Raw genomic sequence first — 22,335 nt, forward strand, 5'->3', positions numbered from 1 at the left:
TTACATGCAGACATGCGGAATCGAATAGACAACTCCGCAGCTGCAATCATTTATTTAGACAGAGACAGCAAAACTCTTTCTGAACTTCTCAATTGCGCCTTTTAGCGCATTTTCGTTGTCTGCAGTCAATTCTTTAGTATCACGGATCGATGCAAGAATTTCCGGATGACTGCTCTCCATGAACGCAAGGAACTCACGCTCAAAACGAGTAACATCACCTGTTGGAATTTCATCCAGGAATCCTTTAACTGCAGTGTACAAGCTGACTACCTGTTGTTCTACAGGCAGAGGCTGGTTAACACCTTGCTTCAGGATTTCCATCATACGAGCACCACGATTCAGGCGGGCCTGAGTCGCCTTATCCAGATCGGAACCGAACTGGGAGAACGCTTGAAGCTCACGATATTGAGCGAGGTCAAGACGCAGGGAACCTGCAACCTTTTTCATCGCTTTGATCTGAGCAGAACCACCGACACGGGATACGGAAATACCTACGTTGATCGCTGGGCGTTGTCCAGCATTGAACAAGTCAGCTTCCAGGAAGATCTGTCCGTCCGTGATGGAGATTACGTTCGTTGGAATGTATGCAGATACGTCGGAAGCTTGTGTTTCAATAAACGGAAGCGCGGTTAAAGAACCACCACCCAGTTCATCATTCAGCTTCGCGGCACGCTCCAGCAAACGGGAGTGCAAGTAGAAGACGTCACCCGGATAAGCCTCACGGCCCGGTGGACGACGAAGCAACAAGGAAAGCTCACGGTAAGCAGAAGCTTGTTTCGTCAAGTCATCATAGATAACCAAAACGTGCTCGCCTTTGTACATGAAGTACTCACCCATCGAACAACCGGAATACGGTGCGATGTACAAGAGTGGTGATGGATCGGAAGCTGCTGCAGTTACAACGATCGTGTATTCCATTGCGCCTTTACGACGAAGAGTTTCCACAACTTGAGCAACCGTAGACTGTTTCTGACCAATAGCCACATAGATACACTTCATGCCACTACCTTTTTGGTTCAGGATCGCATCAATTGCGATGGATGTTTTACCTGTTTGACGGTCACCGATGATCAACTCACGTTGTCCACGACCGATTGGAACCATTGCATCAATGGCTTTGATCCCTGTTTGCATTGGCTCATGAACCGATTTACGATCCATTACGCCTGGTGCTTTACCTTCGACAGGACGGAATTCCGTTGTAGCGATTGGTCCTTTGCCATCTACCGGAATACCTAGTGGGTTCACAACGCGTCCAATCAATGCTTCGCCTACAGGCACTTGCATGATTTGACCAGTACGTTTCACTTGGTCGCCTTCACGAATATCGTAGTAAGGTCCCAGGATAACGACACCAACATTGCTTTCTTCCACGTTCATGGCGAGTCCCATAACACCGCTTGGGAATTCAACCAACTCGTTGGACATGACGTTCTCAAGTCCGTACACACGAGCAATACCATCACCAACCTCGATAACCGTTCCGACTTCGACTACATCGATATCGGTCTTGTATTGTTCGATTTGGCTCTTAATTAATGTACTGATTTCTTCTGGTTTGATACTCAAGTGTCCTCACCCCAATCTACTGTACTCGTCTGTTAAAAGACTGCTCAAGACGTTCGAGCTTGCCAGCCAAGCTGCCGTCATAGATCGTATCGCCAATGGCGACTTTCAATCCGCCCAGCAGAGTCGGATCAACAATGTTCTCGATACGAATCTTTTTATTCACACGGCCACCGAATTCACGGGCTACCGCTTCTTTTTCTTCATCATTCAATGCATATGTCGAGTAGACGCGCGCATCAGCGAAGCCGAGCGACTCGCCTTGAATCTTCCGATAATCGTTCAGCAAATCTTCCAGCAATTCAACGCGTCCGCGTTCAATCAACAGTAAGACCGTACGGATGACAGGCTCGGACACCTTGCCATCAAGGCTTGAATGAAGCACATTCTGCTTGGCTTCATCAGAGATATTAGGAGATATGATAAACTTCTGAATATCGGAATCTCCAGTCAATGCACTGACAACTACGCGCAGTTCCTCTTCAACCTCAAGAACCTGTTGTTGTTGAAGAGCAACTTCGAACAATGCTTTCGCATAACGCTTGGCAACTATCGTATCGCGGCTCATTGTCGGCCTCCTACCTCATTGAGGTATTGGTTCACAAGTTCCTCTTGTGCAGGACCGTTCTCAACTTCTTTTTTAATCAATTTAGATGCAATCTGAACGGAAGCTGTACCCAGTTCGCTGCGAAGCGCTGCAACTGCTTTGTTCTTCTCGCTCTCAATTTCGCGTATTGCATCGGTTTTAAGACGATTTGCTTCCGCGTTAGCATCTGCGAGAAGAGCTTCAGCCTGTTTACCACCTGTTTGACGAGACTGCTCAATAATATCCTGAGCCTCTTGGCGCGCTTGCTCCAGAGCTTTCTTCTGTTCTTCAACATAAGTAACAGCCTGTTTACGAGTCTCAGCAGCCTCGTTCATCTCTGACATCACGAGTTCACGACGTTTTTCCATAATAGAGAACAAGGGTCCGAATGCGTAACGACTAAGCAACCAATATAGAATTGCAAATGCAACAATCGCGAGAAACGTGTTTTCCCATAAGAAACTCAATCTGTTCACTCCTTCCTGGAGGTATCCTTAAAACTTTATCCTTTTCAGGATGTTAGCTGTTAGCTAATAAAGAAGGCGCGGAGGGCTCAAGCCTTCCCCGCCATTCCATGGTTTATAATTTATGCTGCTCCGTAGAACATGAATGCAAGTACCACACCAATGATCGGCAATACCTCGATCAAACCTACACCGATAAACATTGTTGTTTGAAGCGTTGATTTTGCTTCCGGTTGACGTGCAATACCATCCACCGTTCTGCTGATTACCATACCGTTAGCGATACTCGCGCCCAAAGCGCCCAATCCTGCAACAATTGCTGCTGCGATTAATGCCATTGCTCCCATTTGTATATCCTCCTTAAAAGTATAAATCAAATTTTATTGTTCAGCCTGACGAGAAATCCCGCAGGACTCAAACTTAATGTTCTTCGTGTGTCTCGATCGTCTGTGAAATGTAAACCATCATCAAAATAACAAAAACAAATGATTGAATGGCCCCGATAAAGATACTAAAGCCTTGCCACACCATTAACAACGGAATAGCTGCCAAGAAACCAGCCACTTTGAACGTTGTCAATTTTAGAATCGTTGTAAGTAACACTTCGCCTGCAAAGATATTTGCAAACAAACGCATTCCGTGTGTCACTAGTTTTGAGATTGTCTCAATAATATTGATCGGCACGAAAAACGGATACGGTTTGAAATAGTGCTTCAGATAACCGCGTGTGTTACGGAACAACCCTAGTCCATGAGCTACGAGGAACGCTACAAGAGCTAGTCCCATTGTAACGGACAAATCAGCTGTTGGCGATTTGAACCATGCAATCTCAATATGAGGATGAGCTTCTGGGTTTCTAGCGTGAGCCTCTTCATAAGCTTCTACTGCTGTAACGATTGGCTTACCAAATGCCGTTGCCGCGTTGATATCCTTGACATCCGTCACCGCTTGGAATGGAAGGCCCAGCATGTTACCTAAGAAGATGAACATAATCATCGTAAGCGCAAGAGATACGAAATGTTTTCCCTTTTTCAGATCCATCGTGCTTGAAATGATGTTTAGTACAAATTCAACAGCCCACTCCATAAAATTTTGCAGTTTGCCCGGATTCTCAACTGACAGATTCCGCGTAGCTACGATGGCGAAAATAAAAACAAGAGCACTGGTTACGATCAACATCAGCAAAACGGACAAATCAAGATGAAAACCTCCGAGCATAATCACTGGAGCTTCATGCATACTTTTTTTCACCCCTTTCTCGACTTGAAAGCTGCAGCACCTGAAAAATCATACTTCTTTGCGGGACTGTATAATCCCTATAATCAGTAAGGAAAATTGTGCAATGGCCAGACCACCTGCAACCGCATATGTATTGAAGTACTGCGGAAAGCGCATCGATACATAAATACCTAGCACTGCGAGTGCCGCTCTTGTCAAAAATCCCAGGTTCACACGTTTCAGGTTACCTTCTGCCGCACCATCAGCTAACTTCTTCACTTTGTGGCCTAAATATAACGCATTGATCAAACTGATCCCCGCGCCCAGCGCCAATCCCAAAGCAATTGTCTCCAAACGTGGCATAAACGCCGCTGTAAGAAAACAAAACATAAGAAGATACATGATGAAAACAGTCATCGATCTGCGGTATCTGGTTAGTTCACTCATCACTTTCCCCCATGACTTTTTTCGCGATAAAGTAGATGCTTACACCGCCTGCCGCAAGAAAAAAGAGAACGCTTACGGCGATCCATATTCCGTTACCTCCGATGGTCTTGTCCAACCAGGAGCCAGCGTAATATCCGGCAACAGCCAGAATGGCAATCTCGATCCCAAAAGCTGTCACGAGCCCCATCGCTTTCCATACATTATCATCATGGTTACGGGATGAATTTGGTTTGTTCGAATCGGCCATTTTCCACGCCACCCTTGCAATCCCAGTTAATTTTACTGAATGATGAGAGCCTTTGTCAATTGAATGATTTTAGCGTTTTAAAGGGGGAAACGACGGGAGTATAGACTCTTAGAGCCCATAAACCCGCGGAAACCGTACAGTTTAACTGTATACTTACCCTTTATAAATCCGTCAGAAAATTTGTATTATTTTTTGAATTTTCTGTGAAATGATTCCGGACGCTCACTATTCACACCGAAATGGTGCAAAATCGCATTGACAATTCTTTCCGAAGCATGTCCATCACCGTATGGATTGGCAGCCTGGCTCATGCTTGCATACAGTGTTTTGTCTGTAAGCAGAGCTTTTGTCCGTTCATATACAAGTTCCTCTTCGGTACCTACCAGTTCCAGCGTTCCAGCTTCAATGCCTTCCGGGCGTTCTGTTGTATCTCGCAATACGAGCACAGGCACACCAAACGAAGGCGCTTCTTCCTGCAAACCGCCTGAATCGGTCAAAATCAAGTGAGTGTGCGGGTAAAAGTTATGCAAATCCACCACGTCTAGTGGATCAATTAATTGAATACGGGGATGATTCCCCAAAATCGCGTGAGCCGGCTCCTTCACAGCAGGACTTGGATGCACCGGGTACACGATGGCAATATCTTCGAATTCGTCGGCAATCCGTTTGACGGCCTGGAAAATGTTGCGGTGAGGCTCGCCTTGAGATTCACGGCGATGAGCTGTCATCAGCACAAGACGTTTGCCTTGGGCCCAATCAAGTACCGGGTGTGTGTAGTCCTCCCGTACTGTATATTGAAACACATCTGTTACCGTGTTGCCTGTGACATACGTACTAGACTCCGATTTATTTTCTTTGGCAAGATTAGAAGAAGACCAATCCGTAGGCGCAAAATGTAGATCAGCCAGTACTCCCGTCAACTGACGGTTCATCTCTTCCGGATATGGAGACAGCTTGTTCCACGTCCGCAGCCCCGCTTCCACATGTCCTACCTGAATCTGTTGCAGGAATGCTGCGTAGCTCGCTACAAAGGTAGTCAATGTATCCCCGTGAACCAGTACAATATCCGGCTTAGCTTCAGCTAACACCGGCTCCAGACCACCAAGTACACGTATCGTAATTTCGTTCAATGTCTGGCGGTCTTTCATCACATCCAGATCATAATCGGGATGAATGTCGAAAACTTCAAGTACCTGATCCAACATTTGGCGATGCTGCGCAGTTACGCAAACAATAGATTCAATAGACTCGGGATGTTTTTGCAATTCCAAAATAAGCGGAGCCATCTTGATGGCTTCTGGACGCACCCCGAAGATCGTCATGACTTTAATTTTGTTGGACATTCGAGCAAAGCCCCTTTTCTATAAGTTCCGAACCTCTTACAAGCATGAAAAAATGCTTATTTAGTGCCGTATAGACGGTCTCCTGCATCTCCAAGTCCTGGAACGATATAACCATGATCATCCAGACGGTCGTCCAGTGCTGCTACATAGATATCCACATCGGGATGTGCATCCTGTACAGCTTTTACGCCTTCTGGCGCTGCAACCAAGTTCATCATCTTAATTTGAGTACAGCCACGTTTTTTGAGCACGTCAATGGCTGCAATGGCCGAACCACCAGTCGCAAGCATCGGATCAATTACGATCAATTGACGCTCTGTCACGTCTGTAGGCAGTTTGGTGTAGTATTCTACCGGTTGCAGTGTTTCCGGGTCACGGAACAGACCAACATGTCCAACTTTTGCCGCTGGCAACAATTTCACAACGCCATCCAGCATTCCGAGTCCTGCACGCAGAATCGGCACCAGTCCGAGCATACGTCCAGAGATGACTTTACCTTGTGTTGCGGCTACAGGTGTCTGTACATCAATCGTTTCCAGTTCAACATCTCTTGTAATCTCATAAGCCATCAACGTTGCTACTTCATCCACCAATTCACGAAAATCTTTCGTATTCGTACGCATGTCGCGTATAAACGTCAGTTTGTGTTGAATCAAAGGGTGATCACATATTACTAATTTTCCCATCTAATTTGTCCCTCCGGTAAGTTCTTCATGTTCAGCATTTCCAAATATACCTAGCCATCATTCATAGGCTCGATAAATCCTGTATATTATATCATCACCAACAACGAATTACACCATCAAAGGGCACCCAATCATTACAGAATACCGAATCCTATAAAAAAAAGGACCGGAAAATGATCCATCCGGTCCTTTTTTGCTCTTGCTGTTATGTCGTTGAGAATGTTCAAAAACGTGTAAACACTAATGGTGCTCCGCAAACCGAATGACCTTCCGATCGCTGTTATCCCCAGATTTCTTTGATCCAATTATAATTGTTGAAATCTGGGGATAAAGCGAGCGCTACGCTTCTTCAGGTTCTTTCGGTTTGCTCCGTCTGCGTGTGTACATTAAGAACACTCAAATACAAACAGCATGAGCAAAGTTTTTTAGTATTTAAGATCGGTATATAGCGGGAATTGGTCTGTAAGTGCAGTCACTTCTGCACGCGCTTCATCCAGCTTCGCTGTATCTTTTGGATTTTTCAGCGTTTTGGCAATGATCTTACCGATCGCTACCATCGCTTCTTCGTTCATGCCACGGGAAGTTGCAGCAGGTGTACCAATTCGAATACCACTCGTTACAAACGGGCTTGTAGGGTCGAATGGAATTGCATTTTTGTTCACGGTAATGCCGATGGAATCGAGCACATGCTCAGCTTCCTTACCAGTGATGTTCACACTGCGTGTGTCGATCAGCATCAAGTGGTTATCTGTACCACCGGATACGATGTTCAATCCTTCAGCGATCAGTGTTTCAGCCAGAACTTGTGCGTTTTTCACAACATTCTCAGCATATGTTTTGAACGATGGTTGCAAAGCTTCACCGAATGCTACCGCCTTGGAAGCGATCACGTGCATCAGAGGTCCACCTTGGGAACCAGGGAATACGGCTTTATCAATTGCTGCTGCCCAAGCTTTGGTACACATAATCATACCTCCGCGTGGTCCACGCAGCGTTTTATGTGTTGTTGTTGTTACGAAATGCGCATGCGGAACTGGGCTTGGATGCAATCCAGCAGCAACCAGTCCTGCGATGTGAGCCATATCCACCATGAACAACGCACCAACATCATTGGCAATGGAAGCCAGCTTTTCAAAATCAATGGTACGCGGATATGCACTGGCACCTGCAACGATCATACGAGGACGGTGTTTGAAAGCCGCTTTGCGCACTTCATCATAATCAATCAGGAATGTATCTTCCTGTACGCCGTATGCTACGAAGTTGTACAGCAAGCCGGATGCGTTAACCGGGCTACCGTGTGTGAGGTGTCCACCATGAGCAAGGTTCATACCCAGTACAGTATCACCAGGTTTCAACGCTGCAAGATACACTGCCATGTTCGCTTGTGCACCGGAGTGAGGTTGAACATTCACGTGTTCTGCTCCGAACAATTCTTTTGCACGATCACGCGCGATGTCTTCAACGATGTCCACATGCTCACAACCGCCATAGTAGCGTTTGCCTGGATATCCTTCAGCGTACTTGTTGGTCAGAACAGATCCCAATGCTTCGATTACTGCTTCACTTACGATGTTCTCGGATGCAATCAGTTCGATGTTGTTCTGTTGACGTTTCAGTTCAAGATTCATCGCTTCCAGTACTGCCGGGTCATTCTTGCGCAATTGTTCCATGATTAAATTCCTCCCAGTTTATAAGTGAAGTTATAAAGTGAAACTAATGTTTACACGAAAACGGCGAGTGCAACACCAATCTGAAGAAACGAAGTGGTCGCCTTTATCACCGGATTTCCCCTTTAAATAGGGAATTAAAAAATCTGGGGATAACAGCGATCGGAAGATGGTGATGCAATCAAAGTCAGGAGTGTAACCCAATTAGTCTCGCTTTATATGTTAGTCACAAAATGTCGAATCTGGTTGTTCTTCCATACGATACACCGCGCGTTCGCCGCCAATCAACTTCGGACGAGTCAACGCTGTGGTCACACGTGCATCTCCAACATAGCGGAGCGCTGTACGAAAAGGTACGGCCACATGCCTTAGATGCATTCCAATCATCGTTTCCCCAATGTCCAGTCCCGCATGGGCCTGCACATGTTCAGCCAGGCATGGATCGGTCAGCGAACGATATGCTGCGGATGCCATTGAACCTCCGGCCTTGGGCACGGGTACTGCACCAACCTCGGTCAATCCAAGTCGAGTAAGCACAGAACGTTCCATTACCAGTGCACGGTTCAGATGCTCACAACATTGGAATACCGTGTCAAAACCGAATTCCTCCTGCACCTCGCGTATACCCGCAAGAAGCTGCTGTGCCACTTCAATGGCACCACTCGTACCAATCCGAGCGCCTGCGACTTCACTTGTGCTTGTACCGATCACAACGATCTGTCCAGGCCCAAGCTGTCCGGCAAGCGCCAGTTCATGCAGAATAGACGCGGTCTGTTCCTGCAATCCGGGTTGTTCCGAATCTAACTCAATAGTCATCCTATTATCGCCTCCCGATAAAATCATGCCCGCTTTCTCTTGGCTGTCCTTCGTATTCTTGCACGGCATCTCAGGTACTATTATAGCGAATAATCAGATGAAAGACGAAAAAAAGAGCAGTCTGCGGGTAACGCAGAATTGCTCTTTTGCCCAGGCGACCGGCCGTTTGTTCCGGTGCTCCATCGTGGTTATGCCCACTTCGTCGCCAGTTACACCGGATCCCTGTTTTCCCCTTCATCATAAAACAACCTGAGGCTAAAATCAACGGTTAATTTACATCATGTGTCCTGTTTTTATAACCTGCCCCGCAGGAACAGAATTATCCCAGCTTATCCAAAAGCCGGTCCAATGCGGTCCGAATCTCGGCCGCAGCCATATTGTAATCATCACGGCTGCCACCAAACGGATCAGAGATGTCGAAACTTGGAATGCGTTGTCTGATCTCTATGGCTCGCTCACGCTCCGATGCCAGGATCTCTTGGCCAAGGGCACGTTTCATCTCCAGCGTCGCAAACAGGCTGTCCAATTCCTGAACATCATTTAATACCTGTTCATCATCCTCCACATATTCTTTCAATGTATAGGTTTTGTGGACCGAGTCGGGAAATACCTGCATGACATGCTGCTTATGACTGCGTGTTAACGTAAGAACCAGATCAGCCCAACCTACCAAGTTGGAGCTAAGTTGTGTGGAATGAGGTGGACCTTCAACGTTATGATCTCTCAAAACCGCTTCAGCATGACGGGAAATCGGCATACCCGACGTTGCTGCCACACCTGCGGAGCGAACCTCTACCTGAATGCCGCGCTCCGATGCCAATTTTCGCAAGAGCCCCTCTGCCATGGGGCTGCGGCATGTATTTCCTGTACATACGAATAAAATATGTTTCATTGTGTTAGCCTCCCCATTTTACATATGATGCGAATGATATGATTTCTCAAGTTTTATTCTAAAATATAAACAAAAGTCCAAACGCAAGCAAGATTGCGCCACCAATAGCTTCGCCGTAATCACCCAGATTCTGACTCACCCGGCGGCCTAATAACAGACCCATAACCGACATCACCCCGCCACACACGCCGAAAGCAAGTACGGTCAATACCAGATCACTGCTGAACATTCCTAGTGAAACACCCACGGAAAACGAATCCACACTTACACTGAGGGAAAACAAAACGACGCCGAGCAGGGAACGATGGTCCACCAGCTTCGTATCGCCTTCACGGAATGCATTCAGAATCATATGACCACCCAGCAGGATAAGCAATCCACCTGCGGCATAGGTCGTAATGTCACCCAGCAGCGAGCTGACGTATTTGCCCATGTACATGCCGATGAGCGGCATGATGATATGAAACAGCGCTGTTACTGTACTGATCCGCAATACATCCCGCAGTCGAATGCCCTTCATGCCAATTCCGATTCCGAGCGAGAACGCATCAAGGCCTAGCGCAACAGCCATGATCAAAATGGTTACCAACTGCCCTACATGGGCAGACACATCCCACATCCCCATACCCCCAAGTCACGTAAAGGTTCTTGTACACGTTATGCGGACAAGGACTTAAACATGACCGATGAAAGGTAAACGGTGACGAATCTAATGATCTCGATGCTGGCTTTATAAGTATATTGATGTTGTTTTGGAAAAGTTGAGCAACTCTCCTGACTGTATGATCAGGAGAGGTTATGAGGGTTGCTGGTTGCCAACTTGTATGAGTTGGTTACCCGCCGCCTTGAGCAGCCGATTCATGACGGCTGCTCCCAGCCCTTCGCGTGAGCAGGCTTCAGCCACAATATATGTGGCGCCTTGCTCATCGCAGCTGCGCAGCGCGGCGTATAGCCGGCGCGCTGCTTCTTCCAGCTCGCTGGCGTCACCCAGCGAGAACACGGCATCGGCGCGGTACTGCTCCGCGTGCTCGGCGAACGCCAGCACCGCGGTGCGCTCTCCGCGCTGCGCCGCCTCTGCGAGGGCGGCGCTGATCCAGGCCGCCACCGCTGCGGGCGGCCCCTCCACCACGCACAGCGCCCCTGCGGGTGCGTAGTGCGTGTACTTCATGCCCGGCGAGCGCGGCGCCGGGCTGCCCACGCCATCGGACCCCTCCGCGAGTAGCGCGGGGTCCGTGGCGACACGGGCGGCAACGGCGGACAGCTGTTCCGCCGTAATGCCGCCAGGGCGCAGGATGGTGACGGTACCGTCGTCACCGACCTGCACGACCGTGGACTCGACGCCCACCCCGGTGGGGCCGCCGTCCACAATGCCGCCGATGCGGCCATCCAGATCCTCGCGCACATGAGACGCGAGTGTCGGGCTTGGCCGCCCGGAGCGGTTGGCGCTTGGCGCAGCCACAGGGCATGCCGCCGCCGCGATCAACTGCAAGGCCACCGGATGGTCCGGCATGCGCACGGCCACCGTGTCCAGACCGGCGGTGACACGTGGGGACACCGCCCCCGGCCTAACCGGCAGCACAAGCGTCAGTGGTCCCGGCCAGAAGGCCGCCATCAGCGCTTCCGCTGTTTCATTCACTTCCGTGACCAGGGCATCCAACTGGTCACGATGCGCGATATGCACGATCAGTGGATTGTCGGATGGTCGGCCTTTGGCGACAAATACAGCCTCCACGGCTGCTGTGCTACGCGCATCAGCACCCAAGCCGTAGACCGTCTCGGTCGGGAAGGCCACCGTCTGACCTTGACGAATGCAGGCTGCGGCAGCCTGCAAGTCGGCGAGCGCCTGTTGATCGGCGCTCCCCTTTTTCACATCCACCGTTTCAATATTACCCAATCCGTGATCATTCTCTGCGCTCACCAAGACGCGTACATCCCATATAGCGGTGACCAGATCTCCCGGAGCTTTCGTATCACGGTCTTCTCTATCCCTCATCTCAGAGGTGTTTTGCAATGGTTCGTCGTTTTCTCTGCTCATATATCATCATTCCTAAACTTCAAGTAGGTTGGTTCACACACATATTCAATATAAGTAATTATAACATACCTGTCCCAACTCGGATGCCCTTCACACTTCGCTCCACGTATGGGTCTCTCTGTAACTTCACCACCAATTCATATCAAAAGGGCAGCTTCCTGAATCGAAGTCGCCCTTATCCATAGTATAAATTCGTTGTTATGAGAATAAACTACTGACCCAACTCCACAGTTTCACAGCCATATCCCACAGAAAGAATCTCGCCTCCGGTGTATCTCCCTGCACGGATGCCTCTGCATCTCCAGGTTCAGCCGCTGCGGCCGATACCGTTGAAGGTTTAGCCAGTGCATCCCCAGTTCCTGCATCAATGAAGCACAGCGGCGGGAACAACACACACCACCAATTCTGACCTTTGCCTTCGCCCAGCGTGATCCGAACCGCTTCGTAATCTCCAGCAGGGTACACGGTGCCACCATATAGTTTGGTTGGGAACGGAACAGAACCCAGCTCCACCTGATATGCATAATTCAAGCCACGACTCGCCAGCTCTTCTCCTACTCTATTCTCAATCTCGGACAGATGCTCACGAATGACCTTGCGCGCTTCATCCAGACTTTGCGGATTTTCCAGCTCGGCTACCCAATCGCCCATCTGCGCAACGACAGCATCCCGAATCTCTCGTTTCACCAATTGATCCCCCGGTGCATCCGAGTTTGCTAGAATACGCAAGCGAATCGATTGTTCCGGAATCGCTGTGGCTGCCACAGCTGCATCCGTTTTCTGACCTTCCCACATCATGATAATCATCATAAGACATACAATAATAAGTCCAATTTGCTTTACAATTCGTCTGTTCATTCCGTTCTCCCCCTCGGCTCTCTGATCACGTTGCCTGCAACTCTCTCATGTCTATCAGTATGCCCCGGGGAATCGGAAGTAAACCTATCATTTGCAATAAATCTACTAGATCGATTCTATGATTTACATTCACTCACCAGTCATGTTAAAAAGGCTGATTCGTACCTGGTTACAGGGCAAATCAACCTCTTCATTTCTAAGTACGTTCACGTTATACACTCCACCGCTTAACTTCTCACCTATACCGACTCAACAGTTACACAGTACTTTTCTCTTTCTTGAGCATATTCCATAAACGTTCCGACAACCGAGGCTGCTGCTCCCCCATCAGAAGTTCATCCTCCTCTTCCTGTCCGTACAACTTAATGCTCATGACTACCCCAATACAAGCCATATTAATAAGCAAAGAAGTACCGCCGTAACTGATAAACGGTAACGTTATACCTGTGAGCGGCATCAGCCCAAGGAACGCCCCCACATTCTCAAACACCTGATACAATAGCATTCCGATAATACCTACAATGATAACGGGTCCAGCACGATCTCTGCATGCCAGAGCAATCAGCACCATGCGGTGGATCAGGATAAAGTACAACAGAATCAAAATGGATGCACCGACAAAACCAAACTCCTCTGCGATCACGACAAAAATGGAATCAGAATACGTATAGGGGACTCGTCCACTCTGAACGGATGTTCCTTGCAAATAACCTTTGCCGATGATGCCCCCAGAACCGATGGCTAAGCCTGCATTTTTCGTATGCCAAGAAGCTTTGGAGGTAGCCTTTTCCGGTACAAGCCAGGGATCAATCCGCTCCGCCCAATGCTCTCGTTTTACCTTTTCAAGAAAGGTAAATACTTCATCATGGTAGAAGGTATAGGCTTTGACAAATCCAAAAAACGCCACTCCCACAATCGCCAGCCCGATCAATACATGCTTCAATCTCATATTTCCGATCCAGAACACTGCAACCAGAATCACCACATATCCCAGCGCATTTCCCAAATCATTCTGAGCCATAACCAGTGCAAACGGAATAAACGCCCAGCAACCAATCGGCACAATATCTCTCCAGAACTCCAGCGTGCTTCGTTGCCTCTTCACAATTAAATGGGCGAGGAACAGGATCAGAATCATCTTGAACAGCTCTGCCGGTTGAAAAGAAAAATTGTCACCCAGCTTCAGCCAGCCGTTGGCATTATTGATCGAACTGCCTAGTACATTGGCCAGGATCAATAATATGATCCCCAAGCCATACAAATAAAACGCATATTTCACGTATAACTTGTAATTCACAAGCCCGATGACGAGCACTGCAATGAACCCGGCCACATAGAAATACAGCGTTTTGACATGATGATTCGCCAGGTTGGCATCTGTCTGCGTCCCGCTATAAATAGCAAATATACTTATAATCATGAGCAACAGCATTACAAAAAGAATCACACCATCCATCTTCTTCAGCATTCTCAACATGATTCCGTTCATCCCCCTGGATTCATCATTCCATCATTTCCAATTAAGCTCAATATTACCATTGTATATAATTGGATAATAAAATGGAAATCTGGATTGCTTCAGGTTAAACATTGAATTATTCAATGGCTTGAATTACACCGTAAAAACAATAAAAACCCCAAAACATCCATCCCAATGTAAATTAGGCTGATCTGTTCCAGGGTTTTTATAGTTAACGGACTCATATGCAAATATTTTACGTGCTATTCCAGGGGTTGATTCGAGAGAGTTACTGCTCTTGCTGCGACGGCTTCCGTCTGAACAACTTCATAACCATCTCCGTGATACTGAGTTGTTCTGATGAACCCAGGATATCTTCATTTTCTTCCGTATGCACTTTGATACTCATGACAACACCCATACTGAGCATGTTGAGCACAAGAGAGGTACCGCCGAAACTGATAAATGGAAGTGTGATCCCAGTTAATGGCATCAGACCGATAAACGGACCAATATTAACAAAAATCTGATAGAGCAGCATCGAAATTATACCTACAATCAGGTACGGCCCAGCCCGATCCTTGCACTCTAGTGCGATCAACACCAGCCTGTGAATCAGAATAAAGTAGAGCAGTAACAATACCGAGGCTCCAACAAAACCGAATTCTTCACCAATCTGCACAAAGATGGAATCCGCGTACGCGAGTGGTACTCGATTGGACTGAATTGTCGTACCTTCGAGATACCCTTTACCACTGATTCCTCCGGAACCTATGGCTAACTTGGCATTATAGGTCTGCCACAAAACATCTCTCGATGTCTGTTCTGGCACGAGCCAAGGGTCAAACCGCTCAGCCCAGTGAGCACGTCCAATATCCTTGAGGAACTTGGCAACTTCATCATGATAATGAATATAGGCCTGTGTTCCACCAATAAAGGCAGCAACAGCAATCACAAAACCAATCAGTGCATGGCTGAATTTCACATTGCCAATCCACAACAGGCCGACAAGAATGACTACATAACTCAAAGCATTTCCCAAGTCATTTTGAAGTAGAACCAACAACAAGGGAGGCAAAACGCACAGTGCGATCGGAATGACATCCCGCCCGAAGAATAAGGGTCTGTTTTTCTTTTTCGCAAGCAGAGCAGACAGGAAAACGATTAAACATAGCTTAAATAATTCTGCAGGCTGCAAACTCAGGCCAAATATGGATAACCAGCCTTGGGCTCCATAATACGTAACACCAAAAAAGTTAACGATGACGAGTAGCAGTAAACCCACACCGTAGATATATAAATAGTTTTTGATGATCACTTTATAGTTAATCATGGACATTCCGAAGAATACGATGAAACCTATAATATAGAAAATCCCTGCCCTTTGGGGATAGGATTCCCATCTTGGACGACCAAACGTTGTACTGTAAATCGACAAAATACTGATAACCATCAGAATAACGAGTATAAAAACAATAGAATAGTCTATCTTTTTAAATTTGTGCAGCATGTAATTATGTTCCCCCAAGCATTCAGAAATCTTCGGTATATCTCATTGTAGAGGATTTCACGGCAAAAAGAAAACCCGCGGAACCTTACATTTTCGTCACCTGTTCCGAAGTACGAACACCCAGGACATGCCGCTCGATTCCGGCAAGGTCCGGTACAATGAACATTTCCGGCCAATGTCCCGCCGATTCAAGCAAAGCTGCGATGTCGCGAGCCTGCCCCTGGCCCAGCTCAAAACCAATGATCTGTGGCGGCGCAGGCAACAGTGCCAGTTGCTCCAGCATGATACGGTACGGTGCGAGCCCGTCCGGACCGCCATCCAGTGCCATGCGCGGCTCATGATCGCGCACCTCTTGTTGCAACCCGGCGATATCTGCCGCCGGGATGTAAGGCGGGTTGGACACCAGGATGTCCACCCGAGCCCCGGCGAACGGGGCCAGCAGATCGCCTTCACGGAAGTCGATCTGTACCCCGTTCGCGGCCGCGTTCCGCGCGGCCACTTGCAGGGCGGCCGCCGAGAGATCCCCGGCGCCGACCTGCCAGCGCGGGCGTAGTGAAGCCATCGTCACCGCGATGGCGCCACTGCCCGTGCCAATATCGACGGCGAGCGGAGCGCCGTCAGGAAACACGCGGTCGGCTTCGCGCAGCACAGCCTCGACCAACAGCTCAGTCTCCGGCCGCGGAATCAGCACGGCCGGCGTGACCTCGAACGGCAGCCCATAGAATTCCTGGCTGCCGATAATGTATTGCGCCGGCTCACCCGCAGCCTTGCGCGTGACGGCGTCCTCCCAGCGGCTGCGATGCTCGCTGGAAAAGGGCTCCGGCTGCATCATGTAGTACGCGGCGCCATAGACGCCGAGTACATGTTCCAGCAGCAGCCGAGCATTATTTTGCGGCTCGTACACGCCGCACTTCTCCAAAAAAGAGGAAGCCTCCACGAAGGCTTCCCGACAGCTCTGTTCCGGCGTCATGACAAACTGCGCGCGGGTCACAGATTATTCTCCTCTATCCATCAACTCGGTCTGCTGAGCAATCGTCAGTGCAGACAAGATATCTTCAATCTCCCCGTTCATGATCTGATCCAGCTTGTGCATCGTCAGGCCGATACGGTGATCCGTCACACGGCTTTGCGGGAAGTTGTACGTACGAATACGCTCACTGCGGTCGCCTGTTCCCACTTTGCTCTTCCGCTCAACAGAGATCTTCGCTTCCTCTTCCATACGTTTCATATCGAAGATACGTGTACGCAGAACCTGCAACGCTTTTTCCTTGTTGGAGTTCTGTGATTTTCCATCCTGACATGTCGCCACAATTCCCGTTGGAACGTGCGTTACCCGTACTGCGGATTTCGTCGTATTAACCGATTGTCCACCGGCACCACTGGAACAGAACGTATCGACACGGATGTCTTTGTCATGAATTTCGATATCAAAATCTTCGGCTTCAGGCATAACCGCAACCGTTGAAGTTGACGTATGAATACGTCCGCCGGATTCAGTTGTTGGAATACGCTGCACACGGTGTGCGCCGCTTTCGTATTTCATTTTGCTGTATGCACCACGTCCGTTGATCAGGAAAACAACCTCTTTGAATCCACCGAGATCATTTGTGTTAACGTCCATCAGTTCTACACGCCAGCCTTGTTGATCTGCATAACGAGTGTACATACGGTACAGATCTGCTGCAAACAATGCTGCTTCATCTCCACCAGCTGCGCCGCGAATCTCAACAATAACGTTCTTGTCGTCATTCGGATCTTTTGGCAACATGAGTACACGAATCAATTCGTCCAGTTCCTTCTGGCGAGTGCTCAGTTCGTCAATTTCCATTTTGACCATTTCGCGCATCTCATCATCCAGTTTTTCGCCCTGCATTTCCTTGGCAGCATCCAGATCCTCACTTACCTGTTTGTACTCATTGTACGCTTCATAAGTCGGTTGCAGATCCGATTGTTCTTTGGAATATTCCCGCAGCTTTTTATTGTCGCTTGCTACATCCGGGTCACACAGCAACTCACTCAACTTGTCATAACGGTCGGCTAACGCCTGTAATTTATCCAACATGTATAGTCACCTCACGCATTATTTTGTCCATGCAAATAAAATTTTCAATAATTATTTCGGTTTCATTATTCATAACATCTATAATCTATATTCCACAACGCACAGGATTCTCACCGAATCCCCTGACCGCAGCATGTATTCACATTCATGTATGATCGACGTATAACATCGCTACAACGTCATCAAATCCTTTACTTTTAAAGTGATATCAAGAAATCGTGTACCCTGTGTGAAGCTCGCTTCAGCTCATCTGTTACAGCGCGAAATCCAACGTGGTATACGACTCTTAATTATAGCATATTCTTATGGTTCTGAATAGTAACTGTTCCGCAGGCGGATGAACTAATTTTTATAATGCAAATTTATCAACTTTCACTCGTGGCCATCCTGCTCATGGATTAGCCCACCGGGAATATTGTAACAAATAGATCATTCAAGTTTCTTTCTGATGTTGTGAAATATATACAATCGACGCTATAATTCATGGTTTTGATATTTTATTTTAGGAGGGAATGGATGATATGAACTTAACATCAGATGCTTTTCCAACAGAAAAATTAAAGATTGCTTTAGCACAGTGTTCTTCGATCGACGGAAATATTGAAGAGAACGTTAATAGGGCTTATGAGATGATTGAAGAAGCTGGAAAAGAGCATGCCGATATTATCATGTTTCCAGAAAAATATCTGACGGGATATGTGCCAGAAATCGTAGAATCCAATGTAACTGAATACACGCTTTCCATTAATGATGCGCGGATTGAAAAGTTGCGTCAAGCATGCGAAAAGTACGGCATTTGGTCAATCATCGGAACCCCTCTAAGAAGAGGCGAGGATGTGTTCATCTCTTCAATTATAATAGATTCCAACGGACATGAAGTAGGCGTTTATGACAAGTCTCATTTATTTCAAACGGAGAAGGAAATGTTTTCAACCAATAATGAGCAGGTCATCATTAAATTAAAGGGTTGGAATATTGGGATGGCCATCTGTTATGACGCAGGTTTCCCTGAACATTCTCGTCTTTTAGCACAAAATGGCTGTCATTTATATATGAGTAGCTCTCTTTTTAGTAAAGGAATGGGGTATAAAGAGTCACGAGTATGGTTCCCTGCACGTGCTCTGGATAATACGATATTTACGGCGATGTGTAATCACGTTGGAACAACCGGAGTCTGGGATACGTGTGGACATAGCGGTATATGGAACCCTCTAGGCGATAATCTAATTGATGCCTCGCAAGACAACGTTGAGTTGCTCATAGCTGAATTAGACCCCGATCTTCTTAATCAAGCTAGAAATGGTGAAAGAATGCTTGCAGATTCGTTTGATATAAATAAAGAACACTATTCTTTCAAGACTATTGTTGGTAACTAAGCAAACCTCATATGAATTGATCCGTACATACGTACATTACGATTGATTGAAGTGGCCCCATACATCGATACTAAAAACCCTACAATCTTCACGAGAAGATCGTAGGGCTTTGGTTATTGAATCTACATATAAAGGTGTAACAACTATACGTTGAAACGGAAGTGCATAACGTCGCCGTCATTTACAACGTACTCTTTACCTTCAAGACGAAGTTGTCCGCGCTCTTTGGCACCGTTCATGGAACCCGCTGCAACCAGATCGTCGTAGGAAACCACTTCTGCACGGATGAATCCACGTTCGAAGTCGGTGTGAATGACACCCGCTGCGCCAGGCGCTTTTGTACCTTTGCGGATTGTCCACGCACGAACTTCCTGTACACCTGCTGTGAAGTATGTGTACAGACCGAGCAATTTGTAAGCCGCTTTGATCAACAGGTTCAGACCGGAATCCTCGATACCGAGTTCTTCCAGGAACATTTGTTTATCTTCGCCTTCCAGCTCAGAAATCTCTTCTTCAACCTTCGCACTGATCGGCACCACTTCTGCGTTTTCAGCAGCTGCGAATTCTCTTACTTTTTGCACGTAAGCATTGTTCGCCACGTCGCCGATTTCGTCCTCAGCTACATTGGCTGCGTACAGAACAGGCTTCAGGGTGAGCAAGTGCAGATCGCGCACGATCAGAAGCTCATCATCCGTAAGTTCCATGCTGCGTGCCGGCTTGTCATCGTACAGAACAGCCTTCACTCTCTCCAATACTTCTACTTCTTGAGAGGCAGTCTTGTTGCCGCCCTTCATGTTTTTCTTGGAGCGATCGATTTTCTTCTCAACACTCTCGATATCGGCCAGGATCAGCTCCAGATTGATTGTCTGGATGTCGCTTACCGGGTCAATTTTGCCATCGACGTGTGTAATGTTCTCATCTACAAAGCAACGTACCACGTGTACAATCGCGTCTACTTCACGGATGTGGGCAAGGAACTTGTTACCCAGACCTTCGCCTTTGCTCGCACCGCGAACAAGACCCGCGATATCTACAAACTCAAACGCCGTTGGTACTGTTTTCTTAGGTACAACGAGTTCTGTCAGTTTGTCCAAACGCTCATCGGGTACTTCAACGATCCCCACGTTAGGGTCAATCGTACAGAACGGATAGTTTGCCGATTCGGCACCTGCTTGTGTAATTGCGTTAAACAACGTAGATTTTCCGACGTTCGGAAGCCCTACAATTCCTGCTTTCAAAGCCATGTATATGACAACTCCTCATTGATTACTTGTTCGGTATGGATAATCCTATACATTATATATGACAAACCTCAAGGCATCAAGGAACTTCGCCAATTCGACCAGAGTCCCTTCCGCTTCCCGAAATCCCCGGTTACTGCGGATAATTCGTTTTGCGCAGATCTTAAGTTCGGCCTAGATTATCCGCTATTAGGTTTACCCTTTAATTTCCTTGTACATGGTCAGATCCGTTACCTCATATCCCATCTTGCGATACAGGCTGCTCGCCCGCACATTATGTCCAAAGACATGCAAACCAATGCGATCCACGCCTAGACTCAAGGCCGTCTGTTCAAGCGCCTGCATTGTCTCTGTTCCGTATCCCTTACCACGATGCGCTTCTTCAACCACAATATCCAGCAAAAAAGCATCCTTCCCACGACGATTATCCGTGATATTAAACCAGATATACCCCACATTGCCGTCCACAGGATGCACCAGATTGTAGAGATACGCTCCCGGTGTATTCAAGCCTTCTGGCAGATAACGTTCATAAGATTCCTCCGCCAGTTGCTGCGCCTCTTCCTCCGCCCAGGTACCTGCTTCTACTTTTTCTTCTGCAAAATCTTTAATGGAGCGAATACGAAAACTCGCATAATCTTCCTGATTCATTGGAGAAAGTTCCAACTTGTTTCCCTCCTCAATTGAGTGTTCTATGTAAGATCTCTGTACACTCTTTTATTGCACTACTATATCGTATTGTATCTTGTTATCCCGCTTAGCGCATGAAGTTATTCTGACGATTCAGATTTCAATATTCATATTATCCATTTTGTTTATAACTTTTGATCTCTTCCCATCGTTTATACCTCATGAAGGAAGGGAGTGGATCATATTGAACACACGTCGCCGATTCTCCAAAAAGAAAATGATTATCTTGTCCGCTATCATACTCGGAATCGCCATCGTCGCTTTTATGAGCTTTCTTAATGCAATGGATCCTTTTCGCCACTTAAGAATCACGATCCACAATCAGTCTGACTATGACCTCAACAATATTCAGACAAGCCTGACTACAGGTGGCAACTCGTTCAACACGAATGAGAAGGGTTCCCTACATTTATTGGAGGAGAATATCCCCAGCGGTGAGAATCTAAAATTCGCTCCACAGCTGCAAGTTTCAGGAGAATCGTCTGTTTACCTTACATTTACCGACAGTCGTGGAAAAACATATAACGAGGTGGTATGCGGTTATACGGAATACTTGTCCGGCAATTCGTACGTTACTGTAACCAATGAGAATGTCACCGTGAAAGAAGAATGTATGTAATAATTTAGAAATACCATTATGTGAATTACTGAAACATTTTTACATACCACTAGCATAAAGGAGGAAATCAGATTGATATTCAACGTAATTTTAGGTGCAGGGTTAGCTCTATCTATATTACTTTCTGCACATCCATCTAGTGCTATTGAATTAGAGGATAGAGTGCAAGATGCTCTTACCACCTCTCCAATCACTATGGATCCGATTGTTACTCCAATGGATATACAGCTTATCAGACCATTCAATTACAGCAGTTACAATGCATACGAAAAATCCTTCACATTGGATCCTGACAATGGAGAGACTTCTAATCTTTGGATTAACAATACTAGTACGGATACTGTTTATGCCAAAATTACCGTGGGCAGTCTCTCCCCAATTGACATTCCAATCAAGAGAGGGACTCAAAAAACAACAAGAATAGGTGTCATAGGAACAACAAACGTCAAAGTTTATATCTATAGTTCAACAGGTCATAAAATGGATGTGAATATCAGTGCCCGACAATTTTAATATAATAAATAGTGTAGCGGATATTTCTTAATGAAGT

General features: G+C 47.1%; 24 protein-coding genes and 1 riboswitch. Of the genes, 3 read left to right on the forward strand and 21 right to left on the reverse strand.

Annotated features, from left to right (window positions below; genetic code table 11):
• Window positions 1-54 precede the first annotated feature (54 nt).
• The 19 genes from atpA to prfA all read right to left on the reverse strand — a co-directional run bounded on the left by atpA (window position 55) and on the right by prfA (window position 17,859).
• A complete protein-coding gene (gene atpA / locus HF638_RS08160; protein ID WP_047840700.1) occupies window positions 55-1,569 on the reverse strand; it encodes a F0F1 ATP synthase subunit alpha in 1,515 nt (504 codons plus the stop codon).
• A 16-nt stretch (window positions 1,570-1,585) separates the two neighbouring features.
• The gene (locus HF638_RS08165; protein WP_169479771.1) at window positions 1,586-2,134 is read right to left on the reverse strand and encodes a F0F1 ATP synthase subunit delta; all 549 of its coding nucleotides are present in this window, start codon (window positions 2,132-2,134) and stop codon (window positions 1,586-1,588) included.
• Window positions 2,131-2,619 carry a F0F1 ATP synthase subunit B gene (gene atpF / locus HF638_RS08170; protein ID WP_169479772.1) on the reverse strand — a complete coding sequence of 163 codons (489 nt, stop codon included), beginning with the start codon at window positions 2,617-2,619 and terminating at the stop codon, window positions 2,131-2,133. Before atpF ends, HF638_RS08165 begins: the two co-directional genes overlap by 4 nt.
• Before the next feature lie 119 nt (window positions 2,620-2,738).
• A complete protein-coding gene (gene atpE, locus HF638_RS08175) occupies window positions 2,739-2,963 on the reverse strand; it encodes a F0F1 ATP synthase subunit C (RefSeq protein WP_056693857.1) in 225 nt (74 codons plus the stop codon).
• A 73-nt stretch (window positions 2,964-3,036) separates the two neighbouring features.
• On the reverse strand, window positions 3,037-3,855 hold the full coding sequence (gene atpB / locus HF638_RS08180; RefSeq protein WP_169479773.1) for a F0F1 ATP synthase subunit A: 819 nt from the start codon (window positions 3,853-3,855) through the stop codon (window positions 3,037-3,039).
• 48 nt (window positions 3,856-3,903) lie between these two features.
• Window positions 3,904-4,281, reverse strand: coding sequence for an ATP synthase subunit I (locus HF638_RS08185; protein ID WP_169479774.1), 378 nt, complete (start codon window positions 4,279-4,281; stop codon window positions 3,904-3,906).
• On the reverse strand, window positions 4,274-4,528 hold the full coding sequence (locus HF638_RS08190; RefSeq protein ID WP_145324430.1) for an AtpZ/AtpI family protein: 255 nt from the start codon (window positions 4,526-4,528) through the stop codon (window positions 4,274-4,276). Before HF638_RS08190 ends, HF638_RS08185 begins: the two co-directional genes overlap by 8 nt.
• Before the next feature lie 185 nt (window positions 4,529-4,713).
• Window positions 4,714-5,871, reverse strand: a complete 1,158-nt coding sequence (gene wecB, locus HF638_RS08195; RefSeq protein WP_169479775.1) for a non-hydrolyzing UDP-N-acetylglucosamine 2-epimerase — start codon at window positions 5,869-5,871, stop codon at window positions 4,714-4,716.
• 56 nt (window positions 5,872-5,927) lie between these two features.
• Complete coding sequence (upp, locus tag HF638_RS08200) at window positions 5,928-6,557, reverse strand: uracil phosphoribosyltransferase (protein WP_017691929.1); 630 nt, start codon at window positions 6,555-6,557, stop codon at window positions 5,928-5,930.
• A gap of 425 nt (window positions 6,558-6,982) precedes the next feature.
• Entirely contained in the window at window positions 6,983-8,230 is a 1,248-nt protein-coding gene (locus HF638_RS08205) for a serine hydroxymethyltransferase (RefSeq protein WP_169479776.1), read from the reverse strand.
• 219 nt (window positions 8,231-8,449) lie between these two features.
• A complete protein-coding gene (locus HF638_RS08210) occupies window positions 8,450-9,043 on the reverse strand; it encodes a TIGR01440 family protein (protein ID WP_169479777.1) in 594 nt (197 codons plus the stop codon).
• Window positions 9,044-9,184: 141 nt separating this feature from the next.
• A riboswitch (ZMP/ZTP riboswitch) is annotated at window positions 9,185-9,266 on the reverse strand.
• Window positions 9,267-9,362: 96 nt separating this feature from the next.
• On the reverse strand, window positions 9,363-9,935 hold the full coding sequence (locus HF638_RS08215) for a low molecular weight protein arginine phosphatase (protein ID WP_169479778.1): 573 nt from the start codon (window positions 9,933-9,935) through the stop codon (window positions 9,363-9,365).
• Window positions 9,936-9,993: 58 nt separating this feature from the next.
• Window positions 9,994-10,554, reverse strand: a complete 561-nt coding sequence (locus HF638_RS08220) for a manganese efflux pump MntP (protein ID WP_169479779.1) — start codon at window positions 10,552-10,554, stop codon at window positions 9,994-9,996.
• Window positions 10,555-10,731: 177 nt separating this feature from the next.
• Window positions 10,732-11,928, reverse strand: coding sequence for an L-threonylcarbamoyladenylate synthase (locus tag HF638_RS08225; protein WP_481856146.1), 1,197 nt, complete (start codon window positions 11,926-11,928; stop codon window positions 10,732-10,734).
• 240 nt (window positions 11,929-12,168) lie between these two features.
• Complete coding sequence (gene spoIIR, locus HF638_RS08230) at window positions 12,169-12,828, reverse strand: stage II sporulation protein R (RefSeq protein WP_169479781.1); 660 nt, start codon at window positions 12,826-12,828, stop codon at window positions 12,169-12,171.
• Between the two features lie 256 nt (window positions 12,829-13,084).
• Window positions 13,085-14,305, reverse strand: a complete 1,221-nt coding sequence (locus HF638_RS08235) for an FtsW/RodA/SpoVE family cell cycle protein (RefSeq protein WP_169479782.1) — start codon at window positions 14,303-14,305, stop codon at window positions 13,085-13,087.
• A gap of 271 nt (window positions 14,306-14,576) precedes the next feature.
• The gene (locus HF638_RS08240; RefSeq protein WP_169479783.1) at window positions 14,577-15,797 is read right to left on the reverse strand and encodes an FtsW/RodA/SpoVE family cell cycle protein; all 1,221 of its coding nucleotides are present in this window, start codon (window positions 15,795-15,797) and stop codon (window positions 14,577-14,579) included.
• 85 nt (window positions 15,798-15,882) lie between these two features.
• Complete coding sequence (gene prmC, locus HF638_RS08245) at window positions 15,883-16,767, reverse strand: peptide chain release factor N(5)-glutamine methyltransferase (RefSeq protein ID WP_169480033.1); 885 nt, start codon at window positions 16,765-16,767, stop codon at window positions 15,883-15,885.
• A 24-nt stretch (window positions 16,768-16,791) separates the two neighbouring features.
• On the reverse strand, window positions 16,792-17,859 hold the full coding sequence (gene prfA / locus HF638_RS08250) for a peptide chain release factor 1 (RefSeq protein ID WP_169479784.1): 1,068 nt from the start codon (window positions 17,857-17,859) through the stop codon (window positions 16,792-16,794).
• 521 nt (window positions 17,860-18,380) lie between these two features.
• On the opposite strand from prfA, the gene HF638_RS08255 reads away from it, so the two are divergent.
• The gene (locus HF638_RS08255) at window positions 18,381-19,235 is read left to right on the forward strand and encodes a carbon-nitrogen hydrolase family protein (RefSeq protein ID WP_169479785.1); all 855 of its coding nucleotides are present in this window, start codon (window positions 18,381-18,383) and stop codon (window positions 19,233-19,235) included.
• A gap of 143 nt (window positions 19,236-19,378) precedes the next feature.
• Here the strand turns inward: HF638_RS08255 and ychF are convergent, their stop codons facing one another.
• Together ychF and HF638_RS08265 are read right to left on the reverse strand one after the other, a co-directional pair.
• Window positions 19,379-20,479 carry a redox-regulated ATPase YchF gene (gene ychF / locus HF638_RS08260; RefSeq protein ID WP_017691917.1) on the reverse strand — a complete coding sequence of 367 codons (1,101 nt, stop codon included), beginning with the start codon at window positions 20,477-20,479 and terminating at the stop codon, window positions 19,379-19,381.
• Between the two features lie 192 nt (window positions 20,480-20,671).
• Window positions 20,672-21,142 (reverse strand): GNAT family N-acetyltransferase, encoded by a 471-nt coding sequence (locus HF638_RS08265; RefSeq protein ID WP_248278076.1) that lies wholly within the window; start codon window positions 21,140-21,142, stop codon window positions 20,672-20,674.
• Between the two features lie 208 nt (window positions 21,143-21,350).
• Here HF638_RS08265 and HF638_RS08270 point away from each other — a divergent pair, with 208 nt between their 5' ends.
• The gene (locus HF638_RS08270; RefSeq protein WP_169479786.1) at window positions 21,351-21,785 is read left to right on the forward strand and encodes a hypothetical protein; all 435 of its coding nucleotides are present in this window, start codon (window positions 21,351-21,353) and stop codon (window positions 21,783-21,785) included.
• A 72-nt stretch (window positions 21,786-21,857) separates the two neighbouring features.
• Window positions 21,858-22,298: a hypothetical protein gene (locus HF638_RS08275; RefSeq protein ID WP_169479787.1), complete on the forward strand. Its 441-nt coding sequence runs from the start codon at window positions 21,858-21,860 to the stop codon at window positions 22,296-22,298.
• Window positions 22,299-22,335: the final 37 nt, after the last annotated feature.

The organism is Paenibacillus sp. SZ31 (assembly GCF_012912005.1).
In the GTDB taxonomy this organism is placed as follows: domain Bacteria; phylum Bacillota; class Bacilli; order Paenibacillales; family Paenibacillaceae; genus Paenibacillus.

Coding starts and splice junctions, on each gene's coding strand:
- HF638_RS08255 (WP_169479785.1), top strand. CDS start 18,381: ATGAACTTAACATCAGATGCTTTTCCAACAGAAAAATTAAAGATTGCT.
- atpB (WP_169479773.1), bottom strand. CDS start 3,855: ATGCATGAAGCTCCAGTGATTATGCTCGGAGGTTTTCATCTTGATTTG.
- HF638_RS08165 (WP_169479771.1), bottom strand. CDS start 2,134: ATGAGCCGCGATACGATAGTTGCCAAGCGTTATGCGAAAGCATTGTTC.
- atpE (WP_056693857.1), bottom strand. CDS start 2,963: ATGGGAGCAATGGCATTAATCGCAGCAGCAATTGTTGCAGGATTGGGC.
- HF638_RS08185 (WP_169479774.1), bottom strand. CDS start 4,281: ATGAGTGAACTAACCAGATACCGCAGATCGATGACTGTTTTCATCATG.
- HF638_RS08215 (WP_169479778.1), bottom strand. CDS start 9,935: ATGAAACATATTTTATTCGTATGTACAGGAAATACATGCCGCAGCCCC.
- HF638_RS08225 (WP_481856146.1), bottom strand. CDS start 11,928: ATGAGGGATAGAGAAGACCGTGATACGAAAGCTCCGGGAGATCTGGTC.
- ychF (WP_017691917.1), bottom strand. CDS start 20,479: ATGGCTTTGAAAGCAGGAATTGTAGGGCTTCCGAACGTCGGAAAATCT.
- HF638_RS08210 (WP_169479777.1), bottom strand. CDS start 9,043: ATGACTATTGAGTTAGATTCGGAACAACCCGGATTGCAGGAACAGACC.
- spoIIR (WP_169479781.1), bottom strand. CDS start 12,828: ATGAACAGACGAATTGTAAAGCAAATTGGACTTATTATTGTATGTCTT.
- HF638_RS08220 (WP_169479779.1), bottom strand. CDS start 10,554: ATGTGGGATGTGTCTGCCCATGTAGGGCAGTTGGTAACCATTTTGATC.
- HF638_RS08240 (WP_169479783.1), bottom strand. CDS start 15,797: ATGCTGCACAAATTTAAAAAGATAGACTATTCTATTGTTTTTATACTC.
- HF638_RS08190 (WP_145324430.1), bottom strand. CDS start 4,528: ATGGCCGATTCGAACAAACCAAATTCATCCCGTAACCATGATGATAAT.
- prfA (WP_169479784.1), bottom strand. CDS start 17,859: ATGTTGGATAAATTACAGGCGTTAGCCGACCGTTATGACAAGTTGAGT.
- wecB (WP_169479775.1), bottom strand. CDS start 5,871: ATGTCCAACAAAATTAAAGTCATGACGATCTTCGGGGTGCGTCCAGAA.
- upp (WP_017691929.1), bottom strand. CDS start 6,557: ATGGGAAAATTAGTAATATGTGATCACCCTTTGATTCAACACAAACTG.
- HF638_RS08205 (WP_169479776.1), bottom strand. CDS start 8,230: ATGGAACAATTGCGCAAGAATGACCCGGCAGTACTGGAAGCGATGAAT.
- prmC (WP_169480033.1), bottom strand. CDS start 16,767: ATGACGCCGGAACAGAGCTGTCGGGAAGCCTTCGTGGAGGCTTCCTCT.
- HF638_RS08235 (WP_169479782.1), bottom strand. CDS start 14,305: ATGTTGAGAATGCTGAAGAAGATGGATGGTGTGATTCTTTTTGTAATG.